Annotated in this window: 15 protein-coding genes; 1 reads left to right on the top strand and 14 read right to left on the bottom strand. The window is 42.0% G+C overall.

The features are described from left to right. Nucleotides 1-239: 239 nt before the first annotated feature. The 6 genes from ACKWCA_RS03440 to ACKWCA_RS03415 form a co-directional block, all read right to left on the bottom strand. A complete protein-coding gene (locus ACKWCA_RS03440; RefSeq protein WP_413976737.1) occupies nt 240-686 on the bottom strand; it encodes a nuclear transport factor 2 family protein in 447 nt (148 codons plus the stop codon). An 84-nt stretch (nt 687-770) separates the two neighbouring features. After that, nucleotides 771-1,349 (bottom strand): Crp/Fnr family transcriptional regulator, encoded by a 579-nt coding sequence (locus tag ACKWCA_RS03435; RefSeq protein ID WP_413976736.1) that lies wholly within the window; start codon nt 1,347-1,349, stop codon nt 771-773. Nucleotides 1,350-1,586: 237 nt separating this feature from the next. Further along, nucleotides 1,587-3,065 carry a mannitol dehydrogenase family protein gene (locus ACKWCA_RS03430; RefSeq protein ID WP_413976735.1) on the bottom strand — a complete coding sequence of 493 codons (1,479 nt, stop codon included), beginning with the start codon at nt 3,063-3,065 and terminating at the stop codon, nt 1,587-1,589. Nucleotides 3,066-3,067: 2 nt separating this feature from the next. Further along, nucleotides 3,068-4,786: a purine-cytosine permease family protein gene (locus ACKWCA_RS03425; protein ID WP_413976734.1), complete on the bottom strand. Its 1,719-nt coding sequence runs from the start codon at nt 4,784-4,786 to the stop codon at nt 3,068-3,070. Nucleotides 4,787-5,181: 395 nt separating this feature from the next. Beyond that, the gene (locus tag ACKWCA_RS03420) at nt 5,182-5,814 is read right to left on the bottom strand and encodes a hypothetical protein (RefSeq protein WP_413976733.1); all 633 of its coding nucleotides are present in this window, start codon (nt 5,812-5,814) and stop codon (nt 5,182-5,184) included. Nucleotides 5,815-6,056: 242 nt separating this feature from the next. Further along, nucleotides 6,057-6,737: a helix-turn-helix transcriptional regulator gene (locus ACKWCA_RS03415; RefSeq protein WP_413976732.1), complete on the bottom strand. Its 681-nt coding sequence runs from the start codon at nt 6,735-6,737 to the stop codon at nt 6,057-6,059. 143 nt (nt 6,738-6,880) lie between these two features. Between ACKWCA_RS03415 and ACKWCA_RS03410 the strand changes: the two genes are divergently transcribed. After that, on the top strand, nt 6,881-7,258 hold the full coding sequence (locus ACKWCA_RS03410) for a nuclear transport factor 2 family protein (protein ID WP_413976731.1): 378 nt from the start codon (nt 6,881-6,883) through the stop codon (nt 7,256-7,258). A 3-nt stretch (nt 7,259-7,261) separates the two neighbouring features. On the opposite strand, the gene ACKWCA_RS03405 is transcribed toward ACKWCA_RS03410, so the two are convergent. Genes ACKWCA_RS03405 through ACKWCA_RS03370 form a run of 8 tightly spaced genes read right to left on the bottom strand, consistent with a single transcriptional unit; the run spans nt 7,262 to nt 13,759 of the window. Beyond that, nucleotides 7,262-8,542 carry an FAD-dependent oxidoreductase gene (locus ACKWCA_RS03405; RefSeq protein ID WP_413976730.1) on the bottom strand — a complete coding sequence of 427 codons (1,281 nt, stop codon included), beginning with the start codon at nt 8,540-8,542 and terminating at the stop codon, nt 7,262-7,264. Nucleotides 8,543-8,574: 32 nt separating this feature from the next. After that, nucleotides 8,575-9,678 carry an SDR family oxidoreductase gene (locus tag ACKWCA_RS03400; protein WP_413976729.1) on the bottom strand — a complete coding sequence of 368 codons (1,104 nt, stop codon included), beginning with the start codon at nt 9,676-9,678 and terminating at the stop codon, nt 8,575-8,577. Between the two features lie 48 nt (nt 9,679-9,726). Continuing rightward, on the bottom strand, nt 9,727-10,140 hold the full coding sequence (locus ACKWCA_RS03395) for a hypothetical protein (protein ID WP_413976728.1): 414 nt from the start codon (nt 10,138-10,140) through the stop codon (nt 9,727-9,729). Further along, nucleotides 10,137-11,615, bottom strand: coding sequence for a cryptochrome/photolyase family protein (locus ACKWCA_RS03390; protein WP_413976727.1), 1,479 nt, complete (start codon nt 11,613-11,615; stop codon nt 10,137-10,139). The genes ACKWCA_RS03395 and ACKWCA_RS03390 overlap by 4 nt, the downstream gene beginning before the upstream one ends. Further along, nucleotides 11,612-11,740: a DUF2256 domain-containing protein gene (locus tag ACKWCA_RS03385; RefSeq protein ID WP_413976726.1), complete on the bottom strand. Its 129-nt coding sequence runs from the start codon at nt 11,738-11,740 to the stop codon at nt 11,612-11,614. The genes ACKWCA_RS03390 and ACKWCA_RS03385 overlap by 4 nt, the downstream gene beginning before the upstream one ends. Next, nucleotides 11,737-12,372, bottom strand: coding sequence for a flavin reductase family protein (locus ACKWCA_RS03380; protein ID WP_413976725.1), 636 nt, complete (start codon nt 12,370-12,372; stop codon nt 11,737-11,739). Before ACKWCA_RS03380 ends, ACKWCA_RS03385 begins: the two co-directional genes overlap by 4 nt. Before the next feature lies 1 nt (nt 12,373). Further along, nucleotides 12,374-13,489 (bottom strand): FAD-binding domain-containing protein, encoded by a 1,116-nt coding sequence (locus tag ACKWCA_RS03375; RefSeq protein WP_413976724.1) that lies wholly within the window; start codon nt 13,487-13,489, stop codon nt 12,374-12,376. Next, nucleotides 13,490-13,759, bottom strand: a complete 270-nt coding sequence (locus ACKWCA_RS03370) for a TIGR03643 family protein (RefSeq protein ID WP_413976723.1) — start codon at nt 13,757-13,759, stop codon at nt 13,490-13,492. Between the last annotated feature and the right edge of the window lie 10 nt (nt 13,760-13,769).

The raw sequence follows: 13,769 nt of genomic DNA, 5'->3' as shown, positions 1-13,769 counted from the left end.
TTTTATAATGGTTCCATTAGGTTGAGGGCCATCTGTGAAATATTTTCAGTTTCTGATTACGAAACATATCATAAGGTGCTTAAAAACTAAAATTTTAGGAAGAGACTGGTTTTTTGACAGCGTACCTATTAGTACTTGTATGCGCCAGTATTTAACCTTGCTTGCCTACCGACAGGCAGCAAGCAATGTATGTATAGCTCTTGTTGTTTAATGCCCTTTTCCGCTGTTGAACGTTGCAATCATTTTCTCTGCGTAGCCATATCGGCAATAATTTGCCATTCGTTTTCCTTGTTTTGAACCAAGAGAAACGTAACTGACTGTCCACCTTTTTCCGCTTTCAGTTCCGCTCTGACCGTGGCTGAATGTTCTGCAATATCAATGCTCTTAAAGACTAGCTCGTATTTAGTTCCACCAATGACTTCTTTGGTAATTAGTGCTTTATAGCCTTCTGCTGGAATTATCGATGTTTTATCGGGCGTTGGGTATTTGTTTGCAATCACTCGAAAATTTTCGTGTAAAATATCGTTGTACAATGCTACATTTCGCTCTTCGCCAGCTTTAACAAAAGTTGCGATCACTCTTTTTATCTCTTTTTCCATTTTCATTGAATTGTTTGGTTTTTGGGCGTTACAACTCATTGAGCTAAAGCAGGTCATTGTAAGTAGCACCATTGATAATCTTTTCATAATTTTTTCGAGTTTGAATTATGAACCAAAATTATCTTTGGATATGAAGAAAATCTGTGACCAAAATCACAATCGGTTGAAACGTTATCTTTTTGCCCGTATGCGGCTTAGTGTTTCTCTTGCCAGACCTAAATAAGATGCCAAATAGGTTAGTGGTATGGTATTTAAGAGATTTGGTCTTTTGTTCTCTAAATATGCGTACCGCTCTTCGGGTTTTAAAGATTGAAGAACATATGATATTTCATTTTGAGCGTTCAATAAATGTTCCAAGAGTTTGCGACCTAACCGCTCAAATGAAACAGATTTTTCATAGAGTTTGAGAAGTTCTTTTCTGCTTAAGTGGAACAAGGTAGTGTCACTTAATGCAATAAGATTTTTCGTAGAAGGTGTTTTGGTGGTCAGGCTTTTTAGTTCATTGGCAAATTCATTTTCCAAAAAGAAATTTTGATACATCTCCTTCCCGTCAATTAGCTCGAAAAGTCCGACCGCCCCTGAAATTAGAAAGTAAATTCCGTGATTGTAATTACCAGCTTTCAAAAGGTATTGTTTTTTAGCAAACTCCTTATACTCGCAGACATCCAAAAAATCTGAAAACTCCGTATCGTTTAGGACATTAAATTTGTCTAATGTTTTTCGTAGTATGATGTCATTTTCTGAGTACAATTACTTACCGTTTTGATTCACTGTAATACTATTCAATTCCGACTTCTATTTCTGTGATTATCGTCACAATCTGTATGGGGTACACTGAATTTCGATTTGGGCACGATTTTTCTTGATGGTCATGATTCTGGCAAACGGTTCGTCTGAAGGACAATCCAGCCGAACTCAAAGTTAGCGTTTTGCTCGTGATTTCCGATTAGGAAATCTGCTAGCAATGAATTTTGAATTGTGATTTTGTTAACCTAAGTCCTGCATTAACTTCTTAATAGGAACACCCTGATACAGTTTGTGCACCATCGAAGTATAAATTTCCGCAAAACGCCTATTTTCAGCAAGGGCACCAAACAAGCTTTCCTGCTTTACAAAAGCCAAAGGCACTTTCTCGGTTTTTTTCGCTGCATCGTGTAGCTTACCACGCAAAGCATCGATAATTTCTAATGGCTGTCTGTTTTGGTCCTCTTCTTTATCGCTATAATAACACCAAGCCGCAATGACCAAGGTGGCAAATTGAATGCTTCCACCCGCCGCTAAATTTTCATGTATCGTCGGAATCAAAAATTTGGGCAGTTTGGCCGAGCTTTCCGAGCAAATACGGCTGACACTATCTTTGATATTGGGGTTGGCAAAACGTTCAAGGAGGCTGTTTTTGTAGTCCTCCAAATTAATGCCTTCAATGTTTCCTAGAATGGGAGTGGCCTCTTGGTCTAAAAAGGCACGCAAATAGGTCGCGAAGAGCTTATCTTCTACACAGGTATTGATGGTGGGGTGACCATGAAGCGCACCTAATAGCCCTAAGACCGAATGCCCAGCATTGAGCAGTCGCAATTTCATTTTCTCGTAAGGCCCCACATCGGGTACGAATTGCACACCGACCTTTTCAAAGGCAGGTCTTCCGTTGGAGAATTTATCTTCTACTACCCACTGTATAAAAGGTTCGCAGGTGACGGGCCAAGCATCCGCTACGTCATAGTTTTGGGCTAGGGTTTCGATATCCGCTTGCGTGGTTACCGGCGTAATACGGTCGACCATGCTATTGGGAAAGCTGACTTCTTGTGTGATCCATACGGCCAAGTCAGGGTCTTGCGCCTCGGCAAAGGCGCCCAACATCTTACGCATCATATCACCGTTATGCTCGATATTATCACAAGACAAAATGGTAAAAGCGGGTAATCCCGCATCGCGACGTCTTTTTAAGGCCTCCGTTAAAAAGCCATAAACCGTTATGGGATCTTGGGGGTGTCGTAACTCGTGTTGTATGTCTGGGTTGTCAAAATTGAACTCCCCTGTTGTGGGGTTAAAATTATAACCTCCTTCGGTAATCGTCAGCGACACAATTGTAGTACTTGCATGCGCCATGCGCTCGATGACAGGCTTGGGGTCCGTAGTGCCCATTTTAAAATCTACGATGGATCCGATGACTTCGGGTTCGATTGTTCCATTGGGGTGTTTGACCATCAGCGTATACAAGTGATCTTGGGTTTTGAAAATAGCGTGGAGTTTGGTATCCGCCTCACGCAAACCAATCCCACAGAGCGAGGAGGCCTCGCCGTCTTTTTTCAATAGGTGTAGGTAGTAGGCAAGGTGGGCTCTGTGAAAGCCTCCGACCCCGATGTGTACGATATCGGTTTTGTCCGCGGAACGTTCGTATATAGGCACGGGCATCTGGCTACCCACCTCTTGTAAATTGGCTTGATTAAGTTGTATCGGTGTTGCCATGTTTAGGTTGTGGTATTTGATTTTCCGCGTTTTAGCGCCCAATAGGCCAACACGAAATAAATGAGGGTACAAAGGAATCCATAGGTATAAAAGAGTTCCCGATTTTCGATGTAACTGGCTTCCGAAGCGCTCCCGAATAGCACATTACAGGCCAAAATCAAGGTGGCTACCAATGCCGAAATCGCTATGAATTTCAATCCCTTAGAGAACAAAGAAACATCTTTGGAAATCACGGGCTCCTCTTTTGCCTGCTGTTCTTGAAAACGTTCGATGGTTTCATTCCGAAGTTCTTCCGCCGCCGCTTCTTCGGTGTAGGTCTCTTTCGCTCCATATCTGGAGGCAAATAGGGTATAGACCGCGATGGTAAAAAACCAGGTAGGGATAAACAGGTAGTAGAAGGAAATCACATCCAAGGCATTCAGTCCGAAACCAAAGATGAGCCCCAAACCCCAAGCGGCAACGGCAGGCATGCTGAAGGTCAGCTTACGATACGAGGACCAGTAGCGTGTATAGCCAATTCTAGGGAAAATCTGATGTTCTGCAAACACAATGGCGCCCACAGGAACGACCAACAGCCCTGCATAGGTCAGTAGCGGCAGTATCTGTGAAAACACAAAGGGGAAACAGGCAATGGCAACGGTGATGAAACCGACGACAATGGTCGTTTTCTTTCGGGAGTGTTTATTGAAAATGGCTTGTGCGGCCAAACCTGCTCTATACAGATTGGTAATTGCGGTTGTCCAACCTGCGACAATCACGATGACAAAACCTGACCAACCAAGGGCATAATAGGCCACGTCGCCCGGGTCGAGTTCTACAATTGATTTTCCTAAGATAACGGCAGCACCGGCACCCATGATTCCGGCAGCGATCCATGCGACGTAGTGACCGAACATCATCCCGGTACTGGTTGCATATCCATAGTTCTTCTTTTTTGCAAAACGCAGGAGGGCCATATCGATCAATCCGAAATGGGTGATGGTATTGGCAGCCCAACCAAAGCCGATGACTTCGACCAATCCGATTCCCGGTTCGCCATCGCTGTTAATACCCGTCCAGATACTCTGGTCGCCGAGGGTCATAAAATCGGCCCATCCTGCCGGTAAGGTTTTATCGAGAACATCTAACGACAACGCAGGGAGGAGCACCATAGCGCCGCTGGTAAACATGACAAATAACCAAGGTGCACAGATGCCCGAGAATTCAGAAACGGCATTAAAACCATAGAGGGCAATGGACACCACTACGATGCCTACGGCCAAAACAATAAGAATAAACCAGGCATTGGTAGGGTACCAATTGAGTTGCGCGGGAATATCAAAAGCAAAACGGACCGCTGTTGCTGAGACTGTTATCATGGCGGCAGAGATTACCGAAAAGATGACGACATTGGCCCAATTGTACAATTGGGTCATCGAATCGCCCGCAATCTTGTTCAGATACGTATAGAGGCTCAAGCGTGTATCAACGGCAATCGGGGAGGTGATGAAGCGCCAGCTTAGCACAGCCAGAATATTACCGATTAAAAGGCCGAGGATAATATCCATTGTCTTGGCACCAAGGGCCACAAAGGTTGCCCCGATGACAAACTCCGTCGCTGCTACGTGTTCCGCAGCGTAGAGTCCTGCAAAATGGGTCCAATCATGTAATTTATGTTTAGCGACCGGTAATTGTTCTTCGTCCAGAGCTGCAAACTGTTTAAAATCTTCAGTAGTGTTCATATTTTTAAGTTGGCGTTGGAAATTAGGTTCGTACAAATTTTTTGCGGTCTGATTTTTCTTTTTATTAAAACATGTACCCAAGACGAGTTCACTAGGTCGACTCCAATTACTTTGGATATAAATCGTATCGCTCGGACAATTCTACGAAATTTATTTAAAGGTTTGTGAACGTTTTCGTAAATGACCCGTTTTTGTTCTTTATTTATGTCCTAAGTTTGATTTTCTTTAAACTGATGTCCTTGTAAGAAGGAATACTTATATGGATGTCTAAAACATAAAAAGCATACAGATTAGTATGCTCTTGAATATTGGAAAAGTGCTATTAAATCAATAAACATCGAATTTTACCATAAACCTTTCATTAATTATATGTGCTGTTAGGTTCGGCTTTTCTGCTAGCGGAATTTTTTTATAACTTTTTCCACACGTTTTCTTTTTGTTTCTTTTTCAATGTCGTCTAGTCTTGAGGAAAGGGTTTTCACAAAAAGATTTTTGTTCTTTTCATTAACTACCGGGATTGCTCTTTCAGCATACATAGGAAGTTGGTTCGTATGACTTTTCAAAAGCTGTTCCATTAGTAGTGTAAAAGCACTATCGGCGTAATTTTTTGTAGCACACAATTTTATTAAAATGTTTACGGCATGGTCTTTTGTAATAACCGAGCCTTTGTCCGCAGCTTCAAGAATAGTTGGAAGCATCGCATAAATTTGTTTTGGTCGTTCATTTGTGATTGTACCAAGAGCAATCATTGCGCCCCATTGCAGTCGGTTATTTTTACTGTGCAATTGTAGTACAAATTCATTGATGTAATCGGCAATGAGTTTAGGTTCTTGCGCTCCAATTTCATAAAGCACTTTTATACAGTCGTTTTGAATGGCTTTTTTGTTGGATAGATTCTCAACCAATTCTTTTACAGCTTTTTTATTTTTTGAAAGCATAATTTCTTTGGCAAGTTCCTGATTAGGCACTTCATCTCTCCGATTAAGTGAAGAGGCTAAATTTGCGATAATGTTTACTTTTTTTTCCATCGTTTGAGATTCGTTTTTTTAACGGACTAGTTTACAAAAAGGGACATCATAAGTCTCATTCTCTTAGCAATGAATACAAAGGGATTTTCTAAGTACACCATCAGTGTTCGCTTTCCATAGGTTGACAATTTTTCAGAGGTAATTCGAAGCTCTGACAGTTTTAAATTGCTACAACAATACTTATTTTCACAAAGATGAAGTAGTTCACTGACAACCCTATGTCAGTGCTTTTTAATTTATTTTTACTCCAGTAATTTTATATAGTCATCTACATCCAAATGCGCCTTTTTTCTAAAAGGGGTTCTTAAACTTTCTAGATGATTTATCTTTTTGATTTTAAAATCTCGGTACGCGTTTCGATTCCAACACCAAGCAATTAAATGCCATTGGTTGGAATAGAAGGTTAAACCTATTGGCTCTATTTCCCGAATACTCTTTTCTTCTTTAGTATTGATGTAGGCTATACTTAAAATTTGTTTGGTAATTATTGCATTTTGTATTTCAGTTAAGTAATTGGAAATATCCAATGTATTTGGAGGATTGTAAATCTTGATTTGTGATTGTAGAAAACTTGCTTTTTCCTTTTTATCGGCTCTTAAGCTCGCCGTTATTTTTGCAATTGCATTTTCAATATGAGTTTTGGTGGTCTTGTCAGTAAATTTCTCTGATAGCTTTGATATCAGTATTAGTGAATTCGCTTCTTCGCTTGTCAATGAAATGGGAGGTAAAAAGAACCCTTGAAGGATTGAATATCCGCTATGGCGTTCAAAACTTATAGGGACACCAATCTCTCCAAGTGCTTTTAAATCTCTATAAACTGTTCTTTCACTAATTTTATATTTATCGGAAATAAATTTAGCTGTTACCTTTTTTTTTGATTGTAAGGTAGTTAGGATAGCAACAAGTCGGTCAATTCTATTCATTCATTTTCTTTTGCTCGGTTTTCTTCAGTTCTACCTGACGATCGTAAATAGTAATAAGTCACCATATTTGATATGTAGTAGAATTTAAACAAATCCGTTTAATTATATGCTTTGACGGTACATGCCAATCTAAAATAACAACCATGAACGTACAACAAAACAAACAAAACGCTATCGCCTTTTACCGGATGGCGTATGAAGGCAACCCAAAAAAGGCCGTAGCACTATATGTCGGCGATGAATATATTCAGCATAACCCTGATGTGGCGGATGGCCTTCAAGGTTTTATTGACTATTTCGAGCGGATGCAGACCAAATATCCCGATAAATCCATTGAATTTGTGCGCTGTATCGGTGAAGGGGATCTTGTAGCCCTACATACGCATCAAACGTGGCCGGCCAATGACCAATACGTGACTATGGACTTCTTTCGATTTAACGAAGGCGGAAAGATCTGTGAGCATTGGGACGCGATTCAGCAAATACCCGAACAGTCGGCCAACGCAAATACCATGTATTGATTGCTATAGGGAATCGGAGGTGAAGTGGGCCAAATCCGGACGTTCTTCCAATACTTCCATGAGTCCTTGTGCGGCGCGTTCTCCCGATAACATGGCTGCGTTCAATGAGCCGTTCAACAAATGGTCACCGGCCAAGAAAATCGTATCCTTTATCTTGGTTTCGGTTGGAGCAATGTCATATTGGATATTCTTAAGGTCGGGCAGTGCATAAGGAATGCTATACTGTTTTAAAAAACGAACCGACTCGATCTTACAATGGTCCTTCAATTCTTGAACGACCTGTTTTCGCAAACCAATATCATCCATGTCGGTATCTTTTACAACTGTTACGGAGAGCAACTCTTTCTTCGCACTGCCTGAAGTCTTGAGACTTGTGTGGTAAAAGATGTTGTTGATAAGGGCTTCGGTATTCGAAATCAAGCCGATCAACGGTTTGGATATTACACGACTTTCGGTCTCAAAATAGAAGGTTTCACAACTTTTCCACCCCAATTTTTGACTTTTAAGGTTGAAAATCAGTTGCTCCGGGGCCGTAGCTACAATGGTGAAATGGGAGGGGAGCTCCTTACCATCTTCTAAAATGATTTTATCGTCTTTCACCGCATGTACGCGGGTGTTGAGCCTAAAAGTGGTGTGTTTTAGTTCGGTTTTCAATTGTTCAGGAATCGCTTGAATACCGTTTTTGGGAAGTGCGGCATGGCCTGAACCGAACATTTTGTAAACGAACTCGAACATTCTGCTCGAGGTCGCTAAATGAGGTTCTAGAAAAATCCCACTAAAAAAGGGCCGGAAAAACGATTGGATGATGGAATCGGAAAAACCAAATTGCTTTAAATAGTCCAAAGTGGTCGTTTCCTTGGTGTTGAAGATGGTTTCGAGCGGTTTTTGCTTCAACATACGGTTCAATCGCAAGATTTTCAATTTATCGGCAACACTTCCCACATTGGCCCAAAGGGTTTTAAAGAGTAAAGAAGGATCCCGTAAAGGGTCGCCAATAGTCTGTGGTTTTCCCCCGTTGAAAAGTACCGCTCCTGAATAAAACCGCTGCAAGTTCAAGGCCTCGAAATCAAGATGTTTTTTAGCTGCAGGATAGTCCGTAAGCAACACTTGAAAACCGTGGTCGAGTTGATAACCTTCGATCAAATCCGTTTTCAGACGGCCACCGAGGCGACCGGAAGCTTCAATTACCGTAGGGTGATAGCCATTCGCTTCCAGCACTTTGGCAGCGATTAATCCGCTGAGACCTCCTCCTACGATATGAATTTTGTATGCTGTCTTGTCCACGCTATTCGAATTAAAAAGACTTTAGGCCTCCGTTACCATTTTTGGTTCTTGAAGTTGGCGGCCTTGGCAAAGGTCACGGTTTGCAATAGATACTCTTCCAAATTATAATGGGGCATGGGCAGAATACTTTCCAGTAAAGCGGTATCCCATTCACTGGGCTTTGAATTCAGGTACGGGTGAAGGTGCACCCCTATCGTTTCATAGTAGAACTCCTCCAATTTTGAAGTGAACCCGGTGGCCTTAGTGATTCGCTCTTCCGTAAAGGTGAAGTTTGAAAATCCGACGGCATCCAATACCCTGGTAATCCCTTTGATCATGTTCGTCTCATGGGTATGCACGATATTCAGTTGCTCAATATCCTTCTCCAAGACTTTTACGATGACATTGGCCGCATAATCAGTGGGAACGATATTGAGTCCTGTGCTACGATCGGTGGTAATTCGGATTTTATCTTTAGAGGAATTGTTGTAAAAGAACTTCGCGAAGAGGTAGAAGACCATATATTTTGAGATGAAAAAATTAGGGGCCTCTTCAATGTTCCCACCTAAAACACTGGGCCTTAGAATTTGGATAGGGATATTTTTGAGCTTTCCTTGCTGTAACAAAAACTCTTCGGACGCCCGTTTTGAGGCTTCGTAGTGGTTGCGGTAGTTTCCGGTACGATTTTCGTCTTGGTCATTCTTGAGTGTTCCGCCCACATCTCCGAAGGAAAATGCGGTGCTGATATAAACGAATTTTTTTATCAGATGGCTATAGCTATTAAAAATAGCCTTGGTGAAGTCAAAATTTTCCTTAAAAACGGCTGCCCTAGCCTGGGGATTCGTAGACAGGTTTACATAGCCTGCCGAATGAATGAAATAATCGATACGCTCGGTCTTCAAAAATGTTTCTGGTTCAAGAATCCGTTGCGCGTCCACAACCTCGATTTTTTCTAGGATGGCATGTTGCCGGTCGCGTATGAATTTGGGCACATTCGTGCTTCCCAACATGTTTTGAATGCGTTGTAGGGGCTGGGCCGTGGCCTTTTTTCGTACAGGAAGGTAAATCTTCTGAATACGCTCAAATTTTTGCTCAAGCAATGAAAATAAAATTTGAGAGCCGAGGGTCCCCGTAGCTCCCGTGAGGATAAGCTTCATTTATTCGATTTTAGGTTCGTTATCATAGCTCTCATAAGATACATGATTTTAGCGTGTTCTGAGGAATGTCCACAAGAAAATCGCTGTCCATAAAACAGTTCGTATCCAGTTTTTGGAAACCAGTTGTTTTAGTAGTTCCGGAGAGTCGTTTCCTGATGAAATGGCTCCGTGTATCGGAACGAATTGGGTGAATGTACTCAGCCAAACCAGAGCGATCAGTATAAGACTTCCAATGGTAAAAAGATTTCGGTCCGAAATCAATTGTGAAGCAGCTGTGATGAGTTGCCCGAACATCAGGGGGATCACGATAAAGGAAATCGCTGCCGTATACTTTTGATGCCACTGAAGCAACTGTGCTGCCCCATAATATTGAAAGCTCGGATAGATAATGAGCTGCACCGCCCAAATAAGTACGACCAAACCGAAATCAAATAAGAGACGTAAGAGATATAGTGTCATCATAGTTCTTTTAAGAAGACTTCGGCATTTTCAATATGCTCGCGCTTTTTTTCGTTTGACATTTTATCATACATACGTACGAGCATTCCCAGTCTCGGATTCGACAAAAAGAAGTCACGACGCGTATGCATAAATCGCCAGAAAAGACCGTCCCAAATGTCTTGCCAATCGCCCTTGTCATAGTCGCTCATTTTCATCAAATAGTTGCTTCCACTGATATAAGGCTTGGTCGACATCAGTCCGCCATCGGCGAATTGGCTCATGCCGTATACATTGGGTACCATGACCCAATCATAGGCGTCGATAAACAATTCCATGAACCATTGATATACTTCGTCAGGGTCAAATTCACAGAGTACCATGAAATTGCCGAGCACCATAAGGCGTTCAATATGATGGCAATATCCTGTTTTCAATACTTTTTTGATGGTTTTGTCAATGGGATAAATCCCTGTTGTACCGTCATAAAACGATGGGGGAATCTTTCTAGTAAAGTTCCAAAAGTGCCTGGTGCGTTCATAGCGGCCTTTCGTCACATAAATGCCACGGATAAATTCGCGCCATCCGATAATTTGACGAATAAAACCTTCCGTTGAATTCACAGGCACTTCGTTTTCCGAAGCAAAAACGAGGCTCTTTTCAACAACTTCCTCTGGTGTCAACAGGCCTACATTCAACATAGGCGTCAGTACGCTGTGATTCAAGATGGTATGCTCGGCGACTATGGCATCTTCATAGGCACCGAACTCTGCAAAACGCTGTTTCAAGAACTGACTTAACCAATCTTGGCTTTGCTGATGGGTAACCGGATACAGGGGTTGCCCATTAAGTTTGCCGTAGTGCTCCTCGAAATGTTGTGCTACATAAATTTGGGCTTCTTCAAAGTAAGATGTGTTATCGGGGTATTGTATTGTAGGGGGTGTTTTTTTCTTTGGATACTTCTTTCGGTTTTCGGTATCGAAGGTCCATTTTCCACCTTCAGGCTTCCCATCGTCGTACAGTAAGATGTTGCGCTTTTTTCGCTGGTCTGTGTAAAAACTAGTTTGGTGGAATTTCTTTTTTTCCGGTTTAAAAAAAGAGGACAGCTCTTCATTGGTATTCAAGAACATCGGCGATTCGTGGCTGGTCATCTCCATTTCATGCGCTGCACAGGCCTTTTGAATGCGTCGTTGCAACCAATCATCGATTGGGTCGATATACGTTATATGATCGATTTTTTTTTCGGCTAGGGCCGGAATTAATTGTCGGATATCAGCAGTCGACTCTATGGCCTCTATATAATTGACGTTTATACCTTTCTGTATCAAGTAAGCTTCATAATACTTCATGGTCGCCCTGTGGAAGGCGATTTTTTGCTTATGAAAAGGATATTGCTTGAAGTAGAGGAACTCTTCGACTAGATATACAGGTAACCCATTATCGATCAATACACTCTTTTCGAATAGTTGGTGCGGAAATATCAGATTTACGGCATTCATTTATTTCGTCTACATTTTTCACTGCAATAGGTAACATCCGTCCAGTTTTTTTCCCATTTTTTACGCCACGAAAAGGGTCTGTCACAAACCGGGCATATCTTTTCGGGCAGTTGGTTCTTTTTCATTTTTTAAAATCCGGAATTTCATCAGGTCGGGCATACGGAAAGCGGCCGATTTTTGATAAACCGTAATAGGTGTTCAGACCCGAGATGCCCACACCGTTGATATGGGCAAGATTGATGTCATTTTCGGTATCGATTGCGGCATTTGGTAATATAAGGTGTTCAATTTCACCGATAACCAAAATAGTTCCGTTAAGTTCAATGGGTATGGTTTGCCGAAACGACATTCCTAATTTTAAAACGCTTTCCTGAACAAAAGGGGCCTTGAAATCGGGTAGAAATTGTGGCGTGAACCCGCAGGACTCGAATTCCGATTGATCCCGTTCCAGTTTTGCCGAGGTATAGTGTGCGTTTGCTACCAAACTACTGGGTATATGATTGATGGTATACTGCCGATTTTGCATCAGATTTTCATAGGTATGTCTTGGGATCTCATCTGTGGGTCTGGTAATAAAGCCCAGTAGGGCCGGGTCACTGCCCAAGTGAAATACCGAACTGAAAATGGCTAGGTTGGTCTCGCCTTCTTCTGAAATAGTACCGATGAGGTTTGCAGGTTTTATTCCCGAAACGGAGTTGATGTACTTTATCCGCTGAATGCGGTCCATTTCTGCAATATCTTTTTTGGTATAGTGCATATCAATAGATCAGTTGTTTTTTGCATTTTTTCCAGAACCCGAAGAACGACGGATAATAGCCTGCGACATCGAACATCCAATCGCGTGCTGTTTCAGTCCCTTTGTAATTGGTGTTTAACGGATGCTCCTTGAAATGAACGGCCCCTAAATTGTATTCTTTGCCAAGAGAGTCGAATTCCCCAACGAAGACTTGGAGTCCAGGAATATTTTTTCCTAATTCAAGCATGAAGTCAACGCTTTTTTTTGAAATCGGGTAACGTTCAAAGACAGCGGGTTCTAGAAGTAGAATGCGATTGGCTTTGATTTCCGAATCCCATTTTGGATCAAGGTTATAGTAGTTGTAAATATAAGTCGGTAGCTCCGAATCAACTTCAATGGCAAGTTTTTGAGGAAGTGGGGTCACCCACTTTTCCTTAGTGGTCGCTTCTAGTTCTTCCGGGATTTCCATTTCGGAAAATTGATCATAGTCAACATCGAGAAATGTACCCTTTTGCCGGGTATGACAGTACGTGTTGATGTTGTCTTGGTTGGCTACGTACTTTTTAGAACTATTGGTGCCCGCTACCCATTGCCAGCTCAAGGCATTACTGGCCCAATCACCATCAAGTAAGTAATAGTACATCCATTGGGCGGGGTAGTGCCAATGACTTTGCCCCATATTACAGCAAATTGCGGCGAGATACATACGTACATGGTTGTGTACATAACCAGTCTCGTAAAATTCGGATATGGCCGCGTCTATCGCCTGAACTTTAGTGCTGGCATTCACCACAGTTTTTGGTATGCCGTGATTGGAGACCCGTTCTTGTGGCCTTTTTAAGTCGGTATCGATGACAGCTCCTTTGGCAATCCAAACTTGCTGCCAATAGTCGCGCCAGGCCAGTTCTTGAATAAACTTTTCAATTTGTGCTGTCGGGTATCCTTGTTCCATCACATAGGCAAAAACTTGCTTTGTTGAAATGACCCCTCGAGAAATATAGGGGGAGAGATAGGTGACGGCACCATCGATATAATTGCGCGACCGGCCATAGGGTATGGGCTCCACTTGCGAAATACGCTCAACGATTTCTGCATAAGAGGTCGGAAAATGGACTATGTCATTCTCGAACAAGGTCATTTAACGCTTACTGATTTTATTCCCTGAAATGAGTTTTTGACGCGAACATTTGAAGCGATCGATTTCGGGATTACGCTTTTTCAAATGCTTTTTGCTGACACCGCTGTTTACCCGTTTTCGCCAGAGGTTGAAACTACTGCGTTTTAGATGCTTACGCATCACTTTGATGACTTCCTTTTCAGGAAGATCGAACTGATATGCAATGGCTTCAAATGGGGTTCTATCTTCCCAGGCCATTTCGATTATTCGATCTAATTCTCTTTCTGTCATAGGTTAATAC

The sequence above is a fragment of the Maribacter corallii genome (genome assembly GCF_047345415.1).
Lineage (GTDB): Bacteria > Bacteroidota > Bacteroidia > Flavobacteriales > Flavobacteriaceae > Maribacter_C.
Note: the sequence above shows the minus strand (reverse complement) of the source record. Positions and strands in the feature narration are given on the sequence as shown.